This is a genomic window from Streptomyces sp. NBC_01478 (genome assembly GCF_036227225.1).
In the GTDB taxonomy this organism is placed as follows: domain Bacteria; phylum Actinomycetota; class Actinomycetes; order Streptomycetales; family Streptomycetaceae; genus Streptomyces.
Window position 1 is genome coordinate 5,602,057 of record NZ_CP109444.1, and the last position, 18,964, is coordinate 5,621,020.

At 65.7% G+C, this 18,964-nt stretch carries 11 protein-coding genes and 3 rRNA genes; 8 read left to right on the top strand and 6 right to left on the bottom strand.

The window, feature by feature from the left end:
• Positions 1–21 precede the first annotated feature (21 nt).
• The 7 genes from OG223_RS25250 (at position 22) to OG223_RS25280 (ending at position 8,796) form a co-directional block, all read left to right on the top strand.
• Positions 22–1,335, top strand: a complete 1,314-nt coding sequence (locus tag OG223_RS25250) for a S53 family peptidase (protein WP_329252899.1) — start codon at positions 22–24, stop codon at positions 1,333–1,335.
• A 372-nt stretch (positions 1,336–1,707) separates the two neighbouring features.
• Positions 1,708–2,016, top strand: a complete 309-nt coding sequence (locus OG223_RS25255) for a hypothetical protein (protein ID WP_033281366.1) — start codon at positions 1,708–1,710, stop codon at positions 2,014–2,016.
• A 168-nt stretch (positions 2,017–2,184) separates the two neighbouring features.
• On the top strand, positions 2,185–3,024 hold the full coding sequence (locus OG223_RS25260) for a hypothetical protein (protein ID WP_329252904.1): 840 nt from the start codon (positions 2,185–2,187) through the stop codon (positions 3,022–3,024).
• Positions 3,014–4,348 (top strand): hypothetical protein, encoded by a 1,335-nt coding sequence (locus OG223_RS25265; protein WP_329252906.1) that lies wholly within the window; start codon positions 3,014–3,016, stop codon positions 4,346–4,348. Before OG223_RS25260 ends, OG223_RS25265 begins: the two co-directional genes overlap by 11 nt.
• Complete coding sequence (locus tag OG223_RS25270) at positions 4,345–5,904, top strand: SCO6880 family protein (protein ID WP_043672924.1); 1,560 nt, start codon at positions 4,345–4,347, stop codon at positions 5,902–5,904. Before OG223_RS25265 ends, OG223_RS25270 begins: the two co-directional genes overlap by 4 nt.
• Positions 5,905–5,912: 8 nt before the next feature.
• Positions 5,913–7,346 carry an ATP-binding protein gene (locus tag OG223_RS25275; protein WP_200691182.1) on the top strand — a complete coding sequence of 478 codons (1,434 nt, stop codon included), beginning with the start codon at positions 5,913–5,915 and terminating at the stop codon, positions 7,344–7,346.
• A gap of 16 nt (positions 7,347–7,362) precedes the next feature.
• On the top strand, positions 7,363–8,796 hold the full coding sequence (locus tag OG223_RS25280; RefSeq protein ID WP_329252913.1) for a type IV secretory system conjugative DNA transfer family protein: 1,434 nt from the start codon (positions 7,363–7,365) through the stop codon (positions 8,794–8,796).
• Between the two features lie 24 nt (positions 8,797–8,820).
• Here the strand turns inward: OG223_RS25280 and OG223_RS25285 are convergent, their stop codons facing one another.
• From OG223_RS25285 to OG223_RS25305, 5 genes are all read right to left on the bottom strand, one after another.
• On the bottom strand, positions 8,821–9,366 hold the full coding sequence (locus OG223_RS25285) for a GNAT family N-acetyltransferase (RefSeq protein WP_329252916.1): 546 nt from the start codon (positions 9,364–9,366) through the stop codon (positions 8,821–8,823).
• A gap of 71 nt (positions 9,367–9,437) precedes the next feature.
• Positions 9,438–9,554 (bottom strand): 5S ribosomal RNA (rrf, locus tag OG223_RS25290).
• Positions 9,555–9,649: 95 nt separating this feature from the next.
• Positions 9,650–12,772: ribosomal RNA gene (locus tag OG223_RS25295) — 23S ribosomal RNA — on the bottom strand.
• A gap of 312 nt (positions 12,773–13,084) precedes the next feature.
• A 16S ribosomal RNA gene (locus tag OG223_RS25300) occupies positions 13,085–14,610 on the bottom strand.
• Together the 16S, 23S and 5S rRNA genes form the textbook arrangement of a ribosomal RNA operon.
• Before the next feature lie 695 nt (positions 14,611–15,305).
• Positions 15,306–15,836 carry a MarR family winged helix-turn-helix transcriptional regulator gene (locus tag OG223_RS25305; RefSeq protein ID WP_329252920.1) on the bottom strand — a complete coding sequence of 177 codons (531 nt, stop codon included), beginning with the start codon at positions 15,834–15,836 and terminating at the stop codon, positions 15,306–15,308.
• Between the two features lie 120 nt (positions 15,837–15,956).
• On the opposite strand from OG223_RS25305, the gene OG223_RS25310 reads away from it, so the two are divergent.
• A complete protein-coding gene (locus OG223_RS25310) occupies positions 15,957–17,240 on the top strand; it encodes an MFS transporter (protein ID WP_329265456.1) in 1,284 nt (427 codons plus the stop codon).
• A gap of 4 nt (positions 17,241–17,244) precedes the next feature.
• Here OG223_RS25310 and OG223_RS25315 read toward each other — a convergent pair whose 3' ends face one another.
• On the bottom strand, positions 17,245–18,903 hold the full coding sequence (locus OG223_RS25315) for an ATP-binding SpoIIE family protein phosphatase (protein ID WP_329252923.1): 1,659 nt from the start codon (positions 18,901–18,903) through the stop codon (positions 17,245–17,247).
• Between the last annotated feature and the right edge of the window lie 61 nt (positions 18,904–18,964).

Below are 18,964 nucleotides of genomic sequence, written 5' to 3' on the forward strand. Positions count from 1 at the left end.
ACCGACTCAGGAGGCTGCACCTTGCGTACCACGACCCCCGACTCCCCCCACACGCACGGTAGATGGCGCCGCATAGGGTCCGCCGCCGTAGCCACCGCCGCACTCGTCTTCACCGGCCTCGGCACCGCCGTACAGGCCGACGCGGCACAGAGCGCCACCACCTCCACCGCGGTGACCTACGCCGCGACCCCCTGTGCGACCCCCAAGCACACGGGTGATCTCACCTGCAAGTCCTACCGCGTCACCGGCGGCCTCACCGCCTTCCAGAAGATGCAGGCCGCGAAGACCGGCATCACCCCCAAGGCCGCCGACGCGACGACCCCCTCCGGCTACAGCCCGACCAACCTCCGCGCGGCCTACGGCCTGACCTCCGCCGCCGCCTCCAACGGCTCCGGCGAGACGATCGCGATCGTCGACGCGTACAACGACCCCAACGCCGAGGCCGACCTCGCCACCTACCGTTCGTACTACGGCCTTTCGGCCTGCACGGTCGCCAACGGCTGCTTCAAGAAGGTCAGCCAGACCGGCTCCACGACCTCCCTCCCCACCAGCGACGCCGGCTGGTCCGAGGAGATCTCCCTCGACCTCGACATGGCGAGCGCGATCTGCCCGCTGTGCAACATCACCCTCGTCGAGGCCACCAGCGCCAGCTACGCCAACCTCGGCACCGCCGAGAACGAGGCCGTAGCCCTCGGCGCCAAGTTCGTCTCCAACTCCTACGGCGGCTCGGAGTCCTCCTCCCAGACGACGTACGACACCTCGTACTACAACCACGCCGGCGTGGCCATCACCGTCTCCTCCGGTGACAGCGCCTACGGCGCCGAGTACCCGGCAACGTCCCGGTACGTGACGGCAGTCGGCGGCACCAAGCTCTCCACCTCCTCCACCACCCGCGGCTGGACCGAGACCGTCTGGAAGACGTCCAGCACCGAGGGCACCGGCTCCGGCTGCTCCGCCTACGACGCCAAGCCCACCTGGCAGACCGACACCGGCTGCACCAAGCGCATGGAGTCCGACGTCTCCGCCGTCGCCGACCCCGCCACCGGCGTCTCCGTCTACGACTCCTACGGCGTCACCGCCGGCTGGTACACCTTCGGCGGCACCAGCGTCTCCGCCCCGATCATCGCCGGCGTCTACGCCCTCGCCGGCACCCCGGCCAGCGGCACCTACCCCGCGCAGTACCCGTACGACTACGCGGGCACCTCGTCCCTCAACGACGTGACGAGCGGCAACAACGGCTCCTGCACCACGTCGTACTTCTGCACCGCCACCACCGGCTACGACGGCCCGACCGGCTGGGGCACCCCGGAGGGCATCTCCGCCTTCGCCAACTGACGGTGACCTGCCCCCCACCCTGAGCTGATCCTCCGTCACATGACGTGCCACAGTGGGTCGTGGGGGCCACACCTGGCACGGGAGAACGGGCCGCGGCATCCAGCCGCGGCCCGTTCATCATGAGAACATCGACACGAACCCCATCCCGTAATCAGGGGCTAACGACCGAACCACGGACAGGTTCCGCTCCGACCTCGTTGCCCGGCGTTACCTACCGTGATACACAGAGTGACCGTACGGTGTATTCGTACGAAACCCGCCAATCAATGACGCCAAGTCGACATCCGACGGCGGCTTTGTCGGCGACAATGACGAATGACCTCTGCGCACCAGCAGGGGATGCGGAACTACGCACCAGGGGCGGTGACTTACATGCTTTCCGCGGCCGACAAGGGAGACATCAACACCATCATCGGGGGGATCGCTCCGGACTGGGGCCCCTTCGGCAGCCTGGGCAACGAGGCGAAGGTGATGATCGAGGTCGTGATGGCGGTCGCCATCCTGCTCTGCCTCGGTATCGCCGTATGGGGTGCGGCCAAACAGCGCATCGGGGCGACGGCGCTCCGCGACACGTTCAGCGCGGAACAGGGCAAGGGCCTCATCGTCGCCGGCCTGACCGGCGTCTTCATCATCGGCTCCCTCGGCACCCTCTTCACGATCGTGTACGGCATGGCCGTATAGCCGAGTTCAGCCAGTCCCCTTCTCCCCACCCCACCCGCCCGTCGCGCCCACCGGCTGAGGTTGCGTTTCCCTGATGTCGAGTCACCACTCCGCGCCCGCGCGGGAACCAGCACGGCTACCGTCGTACTTCCAGGCGTTTCTGGACGACGGCGAAGGGGCGTACCCGGCATGAGTCCCGGAGACGAGCACGAGACCTCCGGCGGTTACGGCGGCACCGGCCAGACCCGAACCCGCTACCCCCAAACCCCCGGCGACATCTACGGCGGCGCCCGCAGAGGCGGCCGCTCGTCGTCGAGAAGCCTGGTGACGGTCGTCGGAGTCGTCGTCGTCCTCATCGCCGCCATCGCCTTCGCGAACCGCGACGACGGCACGTCCTCGTCCAACACCGGAAGCACGAACAACGGCTCAAAACCGGACACGGCATCAACAGCGGCGAGCGGGACGAAGCCGGTGCAGACGAAGGCGAACGGGATCCCGGCGGGGTTCGCGCAGGACCAACAGGGCGTGGAGAGCGCGGCGACCAACTACGCGACGGTCCTCGTCTCGGCGGAGATCCTCCAGCCGGCCCGGCGGACCGAGATCGTGCGGCAGGTCTTCGTCTCCGACAAGCAGGCCTCGCTGGAGAGCAGCCTCGACCAGGCCTACTCCAAGGACTTCCTGAGCAAGCTCGGCCTGGACGAGAACGGCGAAGCGACCGCGGGCAACACCTACGTCTCCCGCACCGTGCCCATCGGCACCAAGGTCACGAGCTATTCGGACACCGCGGCAACGGCGGAGGTCTGGTGCACCGGGCTGTACGGCACAGCGGGCTCGGCCTCGACCAACCCGGTGACCAGCGACTGGTTCACCCTGACGCTCCACCTGCGCTGGGCCGACAACGACTGGAAGGCCGACAGCTTCTCCCAGAGCGACGGCCCGGCCCCCGTTCCCGGCGACAACAAGGCATCGACCGCCGACGCCATGGCCAAGGCCGTCCAGGAGTACGGAGGGTTCACCTATGCCCGGTAACTCGCGTCGCGCGGCCAAGGTGGTGGCCGCCTTCACCGCCGTACAGACCACCGCCGTGCTGTTGGCCACCCATGCCGTCGCAGCCCCCTCACCGACTCCGTCACCGTCGGGATCAACGTCGGCGGACCAGGAGTGCAAGCTCCTCGTCGGCGAAGCCAAGAACATCTGCGAGAACGGCAAAGCGGGTTCCAACTCCGGCACCACGCCCAGCGTCACCAACACCACCGACCCCCTCTCCTCCCTCGGAAAGGGCTGCGCCGAAGCCGCCTCCTGGACCATCGACAAGCTCAGCGAAGCGGTAAAGGAAACAGCGAACGTCGACTTCACGAACCCCCGTTTCCTTCAGCAGTACGCCGTCGTCTTCGCCGCGTCCACGATCCTCACCCTCCTCCTGTGGCTCCTCGCGGTAGCGAAGCGCGCGGTCCGAGGCGTCCCCCTCACCACCGCGATCTCCGAAGCCATCGGCTTCCTCTGGCTCACGGTCATCGCCTCCGCGTTCACCCCCCTGATCCTGTACACCGTCGTCTCCGCCACCGACGGCATCACAGAAGTCCTCGCCAAAACCACCGGCAACCAGACGGACACCTTCTTCGGCAACTTCTCCAGCGCCCTCGCCAAGGGCAACAACATCGGCGGCGGCCCGATCATGCTGATCGTGGTGTCGCTGGTCAGCATCCTCGCCGCCGGCGTCCTCTGGCTGGAGCTCGTCATCCGCGCCGCCCTCCTCTACGTCGGCGCCCTCCTCGGCACCGTCGTCTACGCGGGCCTCGTCGACAAGAACCTCTGGGGCCACGTCCGCCGCTGGGCCGGCATCATGATCGCGGTCATCCTGGTCAAACCGGTCATCGTCATCGTGCTCGGCCTGGCCGGAGCGCTGTCCTCCGCCGACGGCCCGGACTCCTTCTCCGCCGTCGTCTCCGGCCTCGCGATCATCCTGCTCGCCATCTTCGCCAGCGCGATGATCTACCGCTTCGTCCCCGGCTTCGGCGACGAGATCGCCGGCGGCCGCAACAACCGCATCATGCAGGGCGCCGAAGGCAAGGCCGCCGCGGTCATCAGCTCCCCGGCCACCATGGTCGCCCAGGGCATCAAGACCCACAGCGCCCGCACGAACGACGGCGGAGGCGGCGGTGGCGGCCAGTCCGGCGGCGGCGCCCGCCCGTCCAACCCGGTCTCCGGCGGCGTGGCCGCGCACAGCAGCCGCCCCTCCTCGGGCGGCGGCGGAGCAGTCCCCACCGCCGCGCCCCCGCCCCGCCAGAGCCCGGCGAACACCCCGCACGCCAGCAACGCCCGCAACAACCGCACGGGAGGTGAAGGGCGTTGACGACAGAGTCCCACCTGTCCCATCCGATCACGCCCCGCCGGACATATCTCATCGGCCGAGCCCGGCCGAACGCGATCGTCGGCAAGAACCGCGAGACCGGCGAGATCGCGCTCATCATCCTGGGCGCCTTCCTCGGCATGATGAGCGGACTCCTCGTCCCCGTCCTCTCCCTGCGCATCGTGCTGCTGACCGGCTTCCCGATGCTCGCGCTGATGGCGGTCTACGTGCCGTACAAGCGCCGCACGTTCTACAAGTGGTTCGAGATCAACCGCAGTTACAAGCGGACCCTGCGCAACGGCACGACGTACCGCTCCTCCGTCATGGAGGCCGGCGTCCACCTCGACGGCCGCGAGGTCGAGATCGGCCCGCCGCCCGGCATCGGCCGCATCAACTGGCTGGCCGCCCCCTTCGGCCCGGACGAGATCGCCGTACTCCTGCACGCCGACCGCCGTACGGTCACCGCGGCGATCGAGATCGAGGGCCCGGGCGTCGGCCTGCGCGACAGCGAGGACCAGGAAGCCCTCGTCGACCGCTTCGGCACGCTCCTCAAGCACGTGGCGAACGGCGACGGCTTCGTCACCCGCATCCAGATGCTCGCCCGCACGCTCCCCGCCGACCCCGACGCACACGCCAAGGACGTCGCCCAACGCGGCGACGAGAAGGCACTGAGCTGGCTACAGCAGTCGTACGACCAACTGCAGTCGATGGTGTCCACCAGCAGCGAGCAGCACCGCGCCTACCTCGTCGCCTGTATGCACTTCACCCGCGAACTCTCCGCCGAGGCCCACGCGATGGCCCGCGCGTCCCGCCCGCACGCGGGCCGCAAGCTCGACCGGGACGCCGGCCTCGCGGTCGTCATGGCGCGTGAACTCACCGACATCTGCTCGCGGTTGCAGGAGGCGGACATCCGCGTACGGCAGCCGCTCGGCCAGGGCCGGCTCGCCTCGCTCATCCACTCCATGTACGACCCGGACCACTCCATCGACCACCTCCAGGCGATGACGAAGCGCAACGCCTGGCCGGCCGAACTCGACGCCATGGAACCGACGTTCCTCCAGGCGAAGACCCGTGAGTCGTCGACCCGCGAGCCGTGGTGCCACGCCACGGCCTGGGTGAAGGAGTGGCCGATGACCCCCGTGGGCGTCAACTTCCTTGCCCCGCTGCTGGTCCACACCCCGGACGTGATCCGCACGGTCGCCGTCACGATGGACCTCGAACCCACCGAGGTCGCCATCGAGCGCATGCTGACCGAGAAGACGAACGACGAGGCCGACGCCTCCCGCGCCGCCAAGATGAACCGCACCGTCGACCCCCGTGACGTGGCCGCCCACGGCCGCATGGACCAGCGCGGCGAGGACCTGGCGAGCGGCGCGGCCGGTGTGAACCTCGTCGGCTACATCACCGTCTCCTCCCGCAACCCCGAGGCCCTCGCGCGCGACAAGCGCACGATAAGGGCGTCCGCCGGCAAGTCGTATCTGAAGCTGGAGTGGTGCGACCGCGAGCACCACCGCGCGTTTGTGAACACACTGCCGTTCGCCACCGGCATCCGGAGGTAGGGACTCAGATGCGGGATCCGCTGTCCGTCCTCACCGACGCCTTCACGTCCTTCCTCTTCGGAAAGATCGAGTCCACCCGCCTCCCGGTCCGCACCTCGACAGGCCAGGCCCAGGCGGTCTATCTCCCCACGGCCGCCCCCGGGTTGGGCGACTCGGGCGTCATCATCGGCCGCGAGGTCTACTCCGGCAAGGGCTACATCTACGACCCCTTCCAGCTCTACGGCCAGCAACTCCCCGCCCCCCACTGGCTGGTGCTCGGCGAGTCCGGGAACGGCAAGTCGGCCCTGGAGAAGACGTACGTCCTACGCCAACTGCGCTTCCGCGACCGCCAGGTGGTCGTCCTGGACGCCCAGGGCGAGGACGGAGTGGGTGAATGGAACCTGATCGCGGAGGAGTTGGGGATAACCCCCATCCGCCTGGACCCAACAGCCGCCCTGGACATGGGAATCCGCCTCAACCCCCTCGACCCGGCGATCACCACGACAGGCCAACTCGCCCTGCTCCGCACGATCATCGAGGTGGCGATGGGCCACGGCCTGGACGAACGCTCCGGCTTCGCCCTCAAGGTCGCCCACGCCTACGTCAACGAGACGATCGTCGAACGCCAGCCGGTCCTCATGGACATCGTCGAGCAACTACGGCACCCCGAACCGGAGTCGGCCGAGGCGATGAACGTCGCCATAGACGACGTAAGGGCATGGGGCCTGGACGTGGCCCTCGTCATCGACCGCCTGGTCGACGGCGACCTCCGCGGCATGTTCGACGGCCCGACGACGGTAGGCATCGACCTCGACGCCCCGCTCATCGTCTTCGACCTGTCCCACATCGACCGCAACTCCATCGCCATGCCCATCCTGATGGCGATCGTCGGCGTCTGGCTGGAGCACACCTGGATCCGCCCCGACCGGAAGAAGCGCATCTTCCTGGTCGAGGAGGCCTGGCACATCATCAACAGCCCCTTCGTGGCCCAACTCTTCCAGCGCCTGCTGAAGTTCGGCCGCCGCCTGGGCCTTTCGTTCGTGGCGGTGGTCCACCACTTGTCGGACGTTGTGGACGGAGCTGCCGCGAAGGAAGCGGCAGCGATCCTGAAAATGGCGTCGACGAGGACGATCTACGCCCAGAAGGCGGACGAAGCACGCGCCACGGGCCGGGTGTTGGGACTCCCACGCTGGGCGGTGGAGATCATCCCCACCCTCACCCCCGGCATCGCGGTCTGGGACGTCAACGGCAACGTCCAGGTGGTCAAACACCTGATCACCGAGACGGAACGCCCCCTCGTCTTCACCGACCGCGCGATGACCCAGTCCTCCCGCGACCACGACCGCGAAGTGACCGACGACGCCCTGCGCGCCGCCGAGTTGGAGGCGGAAGAACGCGCGGCGGCCTTCATGGAACAGCAGTTGAGCGATCTCGACGGCTCCTCCGAGTCCACGGTGGCGTGAACGGCGGTGGCATGACATGAGACCGGACGACGGTGGACGCGAACGCCAAGGGGGCATCCCCGACGGCCTGTTGGTGAGCCTGCTTGCGTTCCTCATCGGCATGACGCTGCTGGTGTGGTCGGCGACGGGCCTGGCCGCCCTGTTCTCCAAGGGCAGTTGGCCGACCGGCGTCACCTTCGCCCGCACCCCGACGGCCATGCGCCACCTGATCGCCAAGCCACACGACATCGCCGGCGCCTGGCCCCAGTCCCCACCCGCCGAGTTCTCCGGCTACGGCCTCTTCTGGGGCCTGTTCATCGGCCAGTTGATGATCCTGGTCGTCCTGACGGTGTTCGTGATGGGCACGCTGGCGAGATGGCGCGCGGTACGGGCGAGGAGCCGAACGGAGGTACAGGCACCGGAAGTTCAGGAAGTACCAGCACCGAGACCAGAGCCACAGCCACAGCCGACGGCGCTCCTCGAACAGGCGCCGAGCGCGGCGCCCCTCACCTCAGCCTCTCCAATGAACGGCGAACGGGTTGGCGGGTGGGAAAAAATCTTCGTGGCACCGCCGGAGAGCCGCCAGGCGACCGCAACCCAGGCAGTACGGGACGCGGAAGGCCCAGCCCTGGTGATCACCTCGAACAAGACGGTCTGGCAGGACACCAAGGATGCCCGAGCCAAACTGGGCCCGGTCCTCCTCTACGACCCCACCCACCTCTGCGACACCCCGGCCCGCCTCCACTGGTCCCCCACCACCGGCTGCGAGGACAAACGGACAGCGGTGGAAAGAGCCACCGCACTCCTCTTCCCGGTAAGACCCACCGCAAAGATCGACCGGACAACCGCGGACACCGCCGAAACACTCCTCCGCAGCTACCTGCACGCCGCCGCCATCGACGGCCGCACCGTCCGCCACGTCCACCGCTGGTCCCAGGGCACCCAGATCCAGGACGCGGTACGTATCCTCCGCACCAACCCCAAGGCGGCCCCCGGCGCGGCAGGCGAACTGGAAGCGGCCCTCACGTCCCACCCCGAACGCCGGGACATCGCCCAGGAGTTGACGAGCCGCGCGCTGTCCTCCCTCTTCACGGTCAACATCCGCGAAGCCTGCACACCCAACCGAACTGACGCGCTCTCCTTGGATTCCTTCGCGAACGAAGGGGGCACGCTTTATCTGGTCGGTGAATCCATCGAGGACCCCCGTACAAACCCGGGCGCGATGCCTCTCCTCACCGCCCTCGCATCAAGCGTGGTCGAGCGCGGCCGGCACATGGCCGAACGGTCATCGGCCGGTCGCCTCGACCCACCAATGACCCTTGTCCTGGACGACGTAGCCGCCGTGGCCCCGCTCCCGCAACTCCCCGAGCTCCTGGCCACAGGAGCGGACCGAGGCCTGCCGACCCTGGCCCTGCTCCGCTCCAGAGAACAGGCCAGGGCCCGCTGGCCGCACCACGAACTCCCGGCATAGCAACAGGACTCAACGGCAGTACGCCTACAGCCGCTCGACCGCCATCTCCACCTCAAGCTGGTCCGCGTGCTCGCCCAAGGGCACGGTGACGCCCGTGGGAGCGAAGCCGGCCTTGCCGTAGAAGCGCCGGGCCCGTTCGTTGTCCTCATGCACGATGAGCCGCACCCGCTCGGCCCCGCGCCCCCAGGCCCACTCCAGCGCCGCGTCGAAGAGCACCTCGGTCAGGCCGATGCCCCGGACCTCCGAGCGCACGAACACCGCGACGATGTGCCCCTGCTTCCGCTCGACCTCGTAGCCGGCCCAGTCGACCGACCCGGCCTCCTCAAGCAGCACGGTCAGCGTCCCGACCCACTCGCCCTCCGGCCCCTCGGCAATGATCTGCTGAGCGCCGTAAGCCCCTTCGGCAGCTCCTACGGCCCGCTCCTGATAGAAGGAGTCCGGCCTGGCCGCCGCCTCGTCGTAGGTCTCCAGGAAGGCAAGGTGCGCGACGGGATCCTGCAGGGCGACGAGCCGCAGTTCCTTCGCCGCGACCCACTCGTCAGCGCGTATCGAACGGATCTTGTAGTTCATGTGAGCCACGGTAGCTTAAACGCAGAAAACCCCCGTACCGATTTAACGGTACGGGGGTTTTCGCAATATTTGTTCGGCGGCGTCCTACTCTCCCACAGGGTCCCCCCTGCAGTACCATCGGCGCTGTAAGGCTTAGCTTCCGGGTTCGGAATGTAACCGGGCGTTTCCCTCACGCTATGACCACCGAAACACTATGAAACAGACAACCGCACCACACCCCGCATAACCCAGGGGTGTGGGGTTGTTCGTGGTTTCAGAACCAACACAGTGGACGCGAGCAACTGAGGACAAGCCCTCGGCCTATTAGTACCGGTCACCTCCAGCGGTTACCCGCCTTCCAGATCCGGCCTATCAACCCAGTCGTCTACTGGGAGCCTTAACCCCTCAAGGGGGTGGGAACACTCATCTCGAAGCAGGCTTCCCGCTTAGATGCTTTCAGCGGTTATCCCTCCCGAACGTAGCCAACCAGCCATGCCCTTGGCAGAACAACTGGCACACCAGAGGTTCGTCCGTCCCGGTCCTCTCGTACTAGGGACAGCCCTTCTCAATGTTCCTGCGCGCGCAGCGGATAGGGACCGAACTGTCTCACGACGTTCTAAACCCAGCTCGCGTACCGCTTTAATGGGCGAACAGCCCAACCCTTGGGACCGACTCCAGCCCCAGGATGCGACGAGCCGACATCGAGGTGCCAAACCATCCCGTCGATATGGACTCTTGGGGAAGATCAGCCTGTTATCCCCGGGGTACCTTTTATCCGTTGAGCGACGGCGCTTCCACAAGCCACCGCCGGATCACTAGTCCCGACTTTCGTCCCTGCTCGACCCGTCGGTCTCACAGTCAAGCTCCCTTGTGCACTTACACTCAACACCTGATTGCCAACCAGGCTGAGGGAACCTTTGGGCGCCTCCGTTACTCTTTAGGAGGCAACCGCCCCAGTTAAACTACCCATCAGACACTGTCCCTGATCCGGATCACGGACCCAGGTTAGACATCCAGCACGACCAGACTGGTATTTCAACGACGACTCCCCCCGAACTGGCGTCCGAGGTTCAAAGTCTCCCAGCTATCCTACACAAGCCGAACCGAACACCAATATCAAACTGTAGTAAAGGTCCCGGGGTCTTTCCGTCCTGCTGCGCGAAACGAGCATCTTTACTCGTAGTGCAATTTCACCGGGCCTATGGTTGAGACAGTCGAGAAGTCGTTACGCCATTCGTGCAGGTCGGAACTTACCCGACAAGGAATTTCGCTACCTTAGGATGGTTATAGTTACCACCGCCGTTTACTGGCGCTTAAGTTCTCAGCTTCGCCCAACCGAAGTTGGACTAACCGGTCCCCTTAACGTTCCAGCACCGGGCAGGCGTCAGTCCGTATACATCGCCTTACGGCTTCGCACGGACCTGTGTTTTTAGTAAACAGTCGCTTCTCGCTGGTCTCTGCGGCCACCCCCAGCTCATGAAGTAAATTCAATCACCGGTGATGGCCCCCCTTCTCCCGAAGTTACGGGGGCATTTTGCCGAGTTCCTTAACCATAGTTCACCCGAACGCCTCGGTATTCTCTACCTGACCACCTGAGTCGGTTTAGGGTACGGGCCGCCATGAAACTCGCTAGAGGCTTTTCTCGACAGCATAGGATCATCCACTTCACCACAATCGGCTCGGCATCAGGTCTCAGACTATGTGTGATCCGGATTTGCCTAGACCACGTCCTACACCCTTACCCCGGGACAACCACCGCCCGGGATGGACTACCTTCCTGCGTCACCCCATCACTCACCTACTGCAGGTCTGGTCCGTCGGCTCCACCACTTTCCATTCCCCGAAGGGTCCGGAACGGCTTCACGGACTTAGCATCGCCTGGTTCAATGTTTGACGCTTCACAGCGGGTACCGGAATATCAACCGGTTATCCATCGACTACGCCTGTCGGCCTCGCCTTAGGTCCCGACTTACCCTGGGCAGATCAGCTTGACCCAGGAACCCTTAGTCAATCGGCGCACACGTTTCTCACGTGTGTATCGCTACTCATGCCTGCATTCTCACTCGTGAACCGTCCACCACTAGCTTCCGCTGCGGCTTCACCCGGCACACGACGCTCCCCTACCCATCCATACAGGCGTTGGCCCTATTGTATGAATGACACGACTTCGGCGGTACGCTTGAGCCCCGCTACATTGTCGGCGCGGAATCACTAGACCAGTGAGCTATTACGCACTCTTTCAAGGGTGGCTGCTTCTAAGCCAACCTCCTGGTTGTCTCTGCGACTCCACATCCTTTCCCACTTAGCGTACGCTTAGGGGCCTTAGTCGATGCTCTGGGCTGTTTCCCTCTCGACCATGGAGCTTATCCCCCACAGTCTCACTGCCGTGCTCTCACTTACCGGCATTCGGAGTTTGGCTAAGGTCAGTAACCCGGTAGGGCCCATCGCCTATCCAGTGCTCTACCTCCGGCAAGAAACACACGACGCTGCACCTAAATGCATTTCGGGGAGAACCAGCTATCACGGAGTTTGATTGGCCTTTCACCCCTAACCACAGGTCATCCCCCAGGTTTTCAACCCTGGTGGGTTCGGTCCTCCACGAAGTCTTACCTCCGCTTCAACCTGCCCATGGCTAGATCACTCCGCTTCGGGTCTTGAGCGCGCTACTAAACCGCCCTATTCGGACTCGCTTTCGCTACGGCTTCCCCACACGGGTTAACCTCGCAACACACCGCAAACTCGCAGGCTCATTCTTCAAAAGGCACGCAGTCACGAGAGTGCATGCAAGCATGCACTCCGACGCTCCCACGGCTTGTAGGCACACGGTTTCAGGTACTATTTCACTCCGCTCCCGCGGTACTTTTCACCATTCCCTCACGGTACTATCCGCTATCGGTCACCAGGGAATATTTAGGCTTAACGGGTGGTCCCGCCAGATTCACACGGGATTTCTCGGGCCCCGTGCTACTTGGGTGTCTCTCAAACGAGCCGTTAATGTTTCAGCTACGGGGGTCTTACCCTCTACGCCGGACCTTTCGCATGTCCTTCGCCTACATCAACGGTTTCTGACTCGCCTCACAGCCGGCAGACTGTGAAAGAGAGATCCCACAACCCCGTATACGCAACCCCTGCCGGGTCTCACACGCATACGGTTTGGCCTCATCCGGTTTCGCTCGCCACTACTCCCGGAATCACGGTTGTTTTCTCTTCCTGCGGGTACTGAGATGTTTCACTTCCCCGCGTTCCCTCCACACTGCCTATGTGTTCAGCAGCGGGTGACAGCCCATGACGACTGCCGGGTTTCCCCATTCGGAAACCCCCGGATCAAAGCCTGGTTGACGACTCCCCGGGGACTATCGTGGCCTCCCACGTCCTTCATCGGTTCCTGGTGCCAAGGCATCCACCGTGCGCCCTTAAAAACTTGGCCACAGATGCTCGCGTCCACTGTGCAGTTCTCAAACAACGACCAACCACCCGTCACACACCACTCACGCGATGCTTTACCGGGGTCGGCACTGAAGGCGGCTTCACAGCCGTACCCTCAGACACCCAACAGCGTGCCCGGCATCCCCACCGCTCTGATCAGCTTTCCACGCTCCGAAGAGCAGTACTTGCAGCCCGAGACGGACGGCGACACCGAATAATCAACGTTCCACCCTTGAGCAACCAGCATCAGACGTTCGCTGATGAACTGGCCTCTGACCTCACCCCGAAGGGATCGGTAAGAAGTGCTCCTTAGAAAGGAGGTGATCCAGCCGCACCTTCCGGTACGGCTACCTTGTTACGACTTCGTCCCAATCGCCAGTCCCACCTTCGACAGCTCCCTCCCACAAGGGGTTGGGCCACCGGCTTCGGGTGTTACCGACTTTCGTGACGTGACGGGCGGTGTGTACAAGGCCCGGGAACGTATTCACCGCAGCAATGCTGATCTGCGATTACTAGCAACTCCGACTTCATGGGGTCGAGTTGCAGACCCCAATCCGAACTGAGACCGGCTTTTTGAGATTCGCTCCACCTCACGGTATCGCAGCTCATTGTACCGGCCATTGTAGCACGTGTGCAGCCCAAGACATAAGGGGCATGATGACTTGACGTCGTCCCCACCTTCCTCCGAGTTGACCCCGGCGGTCTCCTGTGAGTCCCCGTCACCCCGAAGGGCACGCTGGCAACACAGGACAAGGGTTGCGCTCGTTGCGGGACTTAACCCAACATCTCACGACACGAGCTGACGACAGCCATGCACCACCTGTACACCGACCACAAGGGGGGCACTATCTCTAATGCTTTCCGGTGTATGTCAAGCCTTGGTAAGGTTCTTCGCGTTGCGTCGAATTAAGCCACATGCTCCGCTGCTTGTGCGGGCCCCCGTCAATTCCTTTGAGTTTTAGCCTTGCGGCCGTACTCCCCAGGCGGGGAACTTAATGCGTTAGCTGCGGCACCGACGACGTGGAATGTCGCCAACACCTAGTTCCCACCGTTTACGGCGTGGACTACCAGGGTATCTAATCCTGTTCGCTCCCCACGCTTTCGCTCCTCAGCGTCAGTAATGGCCCAGAGATCCGCCTTCGCCACCGGTGTTCCTCCTGATATCTGCGCATTTCACCGCTACACCAGGAATTCCGATCTCCCCTACCACACTCTAGCTAGCCCGTATCGAATGCAGACCCGGGGTTAAGCCCCGGGCTTTCACACCCGACGTGACAAGCCGCCTACGAGCTCTTTACGCCCAATAATTCCGGACAACGCTTGCGCCCTACGTATTACCGCGGCTGCTGGCACGTAGTTAGCCGGCGCTTCTTCTGCAGGTACCGTCACTTTCGCTTCTTCCCTGCTGAAAGAGGTTTACAACCCGAAGGCCGTCATCCCTCACGCGGCGTCGCTGCATCAGGCTTTCGCCCATTGTGCAATATTCCCCACTGCTGCCTCCCGTAGGAGTCTGGGCCGTGTCTCAGTCCCAGTGTGGCCGGTCGCCCTCTCAGGCCGGCTACCCGTCGTCGCCTTGGTGAGCCATTACCTCACCAACAAGCTGATAGGCCGCGGGCTCATCCTGCACCGCCGGAGCTTTTAACCCCCACACATGAGTGCGGGAGTGTTATCCGGTATTAGACCCCGTTTCCAGGGCTTGTCCCAGAGTGCAGGGCAGATTGCCCACGTGTTACTCACCCGTTCGCCACTAATCCCCACCGAAGTGGTTCATCGTTCGACTTGCATGTGTTAAGCACGCCGCCAGCGTTCGTCCTGAGCCAGGATCAAACTCTCCGTGAATGTTTTCCCGTAATCGGGAACGACACACACGAGAGCGGAACAGTCAGGCGGAATAAGCCCGACCGTTCACAGCGTCCTCGCTGTATGTTTTCTTCAAAGGAACCTCGTCCCAGACATCAGATGATGGCTGGAGACGGGGTATCAACATATCTGGCGTTGATTTTTGGCACGCTGTTGAGTTCTCAAGGAACGGACGCTTCCTTTGTACTCACCCTCTCGGGCTTTCCTCCGGGCTTTTCCCTTCGGTCTTGCGTTTCCGACTCTATCAGACCGTTTCCGGTCCCGATTTCCTCGGTGCTTTCCAGGTTTCCGCTTCCGCGTTTCCCTTTCCGGCGGTTCCGACTCTATCAGATCCTTTCGGGCCTGACTCCCAGTCAGAGTGGGCTGCCTTCCCGGCCCTTGGGCCGTTCCGACGTCTCAAACCTTAGCCGATTCCCCCGGTGGAGTTCCAATCGAGGTCCAGTGACCTGATCGAACACAGCCGGGCCCAAATCGAATTGAATTCGGGCACGCCGAAATCAATCCCGTTGGGAGATCGTGCGGTTGGTTTGGGTTGCCGCTGTTGCGGCGGAGGTGCTGCCGGAGAACCGTTACGGCTCGGCGGCAACCCGGAGAACTTTACGGATCGAGCAAGGTGCTGTCAAGCACCCTCTGTCAAGATCTTTTATTGCGAGACCGGCCGAGGCCGGTCGGGCTCAGTCCAGGTCGCTGAGCCGGCCGCCGGCGTCCGGCTGGGCGTGCTCCACCCTGCGCAGCAGGCGGGTCAGGACCTCACCGAGGACGGTGCGCTCCTCCGGGGAGAGGTCCTGGAGGAGGTCCTCCTCGAAGACGGTCGCCATGCGCATCGCCTCCAGCCACTTGCCGCGGCCTTCGGGCGTGAGCTCCACGATCACGCGGACGCGGTTGGACTCGTCCCGCTCCCGGGTGACCAGTCCCTCGGCGACCATGCGGTCGATCCGGTGGGTCATCGCGGCCGGCGTCAGGCCGAGGCGCTTGGCGAGGTCGCTCGGGCCCATCCGGTAGGGGGCACCGGCGAGGACGAGGGCCTTGAGGACCTCCCACTCGGCGCTGCTCATGCCGAGGTTCGCGGTCTGGCGGCCGTACGCGACGTTCATGCGGCGGGTCAGGCGGCCCAGGGCCGAGACGATCTTCTCGACCTGGGGGTCGAGGTCCTTGAACTCGCGCTGGTAGGCGGCGATCTGCTCGTCGAGTGTCGGTTCGCCCATGGGCGGCAGTATCGCACGGAGGTCGCTTGGCGTTGAAGTCCTTCTAGATGTACTGTTTAGCTTCGAAGTCTTCGGGGCTAAGAAGTACCGAAGGAGACCAACTACCTGATTGAGGTGACCGTGACCAGGGCGATGGGCGCAGCGATGCGCCGGATCCACGTGGGAAACGCACTCAGCGCGTTCGGGCTCGGTTTCACCGTCCCCTACCTGTACGTCTATGTGGCGCAGGTGCGGGGCCTTGGAGCCATGACGGCGGGTCTCGTACTCGCCGTCTTCGCCGTGGCCGCGCTGATCGTGCTGCCGTTCGCCGGGCGGGCCATCGTCCGGCGTGGCCCGCGGCCGGTTCTCGTCGTCGCCCTGGTCCTGGCCGCCGTAGGGTCGATGAGTCTGGGGCTGGCGGGCAGTGCGACGGCGGTGCTGCTGTCGGCCGCCGCGCTCGGGGCCGGGCAGGCCGTGATGCAGCCGGCGCTCGCGACGATGATCGTGGACTGTTCTACGGCGGACACGCGCTCGCGTGCCTTTGCCATGCAGTTCTTTCTGCAGAACCTCGGGCTCGGCGTCGGCGGGCTCATCGGCGGTCATCTGGTCGACACGACCAGCGCGTCCTCGTTCACGCTGCTCTTCGGGATCGAGTCGGCGATGTTCCTGGTGCTCGCCGGTGTGATGTCGACCGTGCGGATGCCGCACTCGCCCGCGATCGGTGACGCTCCTTCGCCGTCGGCCAGGGGTGCCTGGAAGCAACTGCTCGGCAACCGCGCCATGGTGCAGCTCAGCGTGCTCGGCTTCGTGCTGTTCTTCGCCTGCTACGGGCAGTTCGAGTCGGGGCTGAGTGCGTACGGGGTCGAGGCGGCCGGGATCTCGACGTCCGTGCTCGGGACCGCGCTGGCCGCCAACACCGCGATGATCGTCGTCGCGCAGTTCGCGGTGCTGAAGTTCGTCGAGCGGCGCCGGCGTTCGCGGGTGATCGCGGCCGTAGGGCTGATCTGGGCGCTGGCGTGGGTCACGGCCGGGTTCGCGGGGCTGGGGCACGGGAGTCAGGAGATGGCGACGGCCGCCTTTGTGTCGACGTACGCGCTGTTCGGGCTCGGTGAGGCGATGCTGTCGCCGACCGTCGCTCCGCTGGTCGCCGATCTGGCGCCGGAGGGGATGGCCGGGCAGTACAACTCGGCCTTCGCGCTGGTGAAGCAGCTCGCGCTGGCCCTGGGGCCCGCGGTGGGCGGGCCGCTCGGGGCCTCGCTGCCCGCCCCGTACGTCGTGACGTTCTTCGTGTTCTCGCTGGGGATCAGCCTGCTCGCGGTGAAGCTGGGGCGGCAGTTGACCGCCGTACAGGATCAGCCGTGGCGGGCGAAGGGGAGTCGGGTCGTCGCTCGGGGGGCCGTGGAGCCCGTGGGCGTGGAGGCGTAGGGCCTCATACCGGGGCGGTCTTGGGGAGGACGAACTCGCACCAGACCGCCTTGCCTCCGCCGGGGGTGCGGCGGGAGCCCCAGTTGGAGGCGATCGTGGCGACGATCGCGATGCCTCGGCCGGACTCGTCGGCCGGTTCCGCGCGGCGGCGGCGGGGGAGGTGGTCGTCGCCGTCCGTGACCTCGACGATGAGGCGGCGGTCGGTGCGGCGCAGGCGCAGGCGCATGGGTGGGGTGCCGTGCTGGAGGCTGTTGGCGACCAGTTCGCTGGCGGCCAGGACGCCGAGGTCGTGCAGTTCGGTGGGGAAGCGCCAGCTCGTGAGGACTCCGGAGGCGAACGCACGCGCGCGTGGGGCTGCTTCCACTCCGCCGAGCAGCTCCAGGGCGGCGTTGCGGAAGAGTTCGCCGGCCGGGCCGGTGCGGGCCGGGTGCCGGACGACCAGGACGGCGACGTCGTCGTCGTGGTCCGCGGTGACTCCCAGGGAGCGCACCAGGCGGTCGCAGACGACCTGGGGGGTGCCGGTGGCGCCGGCCAACGCGCGCTCCAGGGAGGCGATTCCCTCGTCGAGGTCCTCGTCCCTGCGCTCCACCAGGCCGTCCGTGTAGAGGACCGCCGTGGAGCCGGGGCTGAGCGGGATCGAGCCCGAGGAGTGGATCCAGCCGCCGGTGCCGAGCGGGGGGCCGGTGGGTTCGTCGGCGCGCTGGACCGCTCCGCTCTCGTCGCGGACGAGGATCGGGAGGTGGCCCGCCGAGGCGTAGACCAGGCGGCCCTCGTTCGGGTCGAAGATGGCGTACACGCAGGTGGCGATCTGGTTGGCGTCGATCTCCGTGGCGAGGCCGTCCAGGAGCTGGAGGATCTCGTGCGGGGGCAGGTCGAGGCGGGCGTACGCGCGGACGGCGGTGCGGAGTTGACCCATGACGGCCGCCGCTCGGACGCCTCGGCCCATCACGTCGCCGATGACCAGGGCGGTGCGGCCGCCGCCGAGGGTGATCACGTCGTACCAGTCGCCGCCGACCGCGGCCTCGGTGCCGCCGGGCTGGTAGGTGGCGGCGATGCGCAGGTCGTCGGGCTCTTCGAGTTCCTGCGGGAGGAGCGAGCGCTGGAGGGTTACCGCCGTCTCGCGCTGGCGGCGTTCGCTCGTGCGCAGGCGCTCGGCGGCCTCGGCGTGGTCGGTGACGTCGGTGGCGAAGATCAGGACGCCGCCCTCGGCGCTGTCGGCGCTCTTCGCCACCGGGGTGCAGGTGAACGTGTACGAGCGGCCGCCGGGGGCCTTGCGGGACTTGAGGGTGCGGGGCTTGCCGCTGCGCAGGACCTGGTCGAGGAGCGGGAGCAGGCCCAGTTCGTCGAACTCGGGGAGTGCCTCGCGGGCCGGTGCGCCCAGGGGGCGGGTGCCGAAGGCCGCTACGTAGGCGTCGTTGACGTACGCGATGCGCTGGTCGGGGCCGTGCACGAGGGCGACGAGGGCCGGGACGCGGTCGAGGACCTCGCGGACGGGCAGGTCGTCGACGGCGGGGACCGGTGGCGGCTCGTCGGTGAGCTGCTCGGCGCGGGCCGCGGGCACGGAACCTTCTCCCCGCCGGTCCGGGGTGACCGGGTGGTCGGTCCGCGCAGCGGCGCGGCGCTGCGTTCCGGGGAGCCGGGCGCTCCAACGCGTGAAGTTCACGAATCCTTGCCTCGTGTAGATGTCGTCGGCCGGTTCCGGACCCTGCCGGGGGTCCGGGGGC

Coding starts and splice junctions, on each gene's coding strand:
- OG223_RS25255 (WP_033281366.1), top strand. CDS start 1,708: ATGCTTTCCGCGGCCGACAAGGGAGACATCAACACCATCATCGGGGGG.
- OG223_RS25265 (WP_329252906.1), top strand. CDS start 3,014: ATGCCCGGTAACTCGCGTCGCGCGGCCAAGGTGGTGGCCGCCTTCACC.
- OG223_RS25305 (WP_329252920.1), bottom strand. CDS start 15,836: ATGGGCGAACCGACACTCGACGAGCAGATCGCCGCCTACCAGCGCGAG.
- OG223_RS25260 (WP_329252904.1), top strand. CDS start 2,185: ATGAGTCCCGGAGACGAGCACGAGACCTCCGGCGGTTACGGCGGCACC.
- OG223_RS25285 (WP_329252916.1), bottom strand. CDS start 9,366: ATGAACTACAAGATCCGTTCGATACGCGCTGACGAGTGGGTCGCGGCG.
- OG223_RS25280 (WP_329252913.1), top strand. CDS start 7,363: ATGAGACCGGACGACGGTGGACGCGAACGCCAAGGGGGCATCCCCGAC.
- OG223_RS25275 (WP_200691182.1), top strand. CDS start 5,913: ATGCGGGATCCGCTGTCCGTCCTCACCGACGCCTTCACGTCCTTCCTC.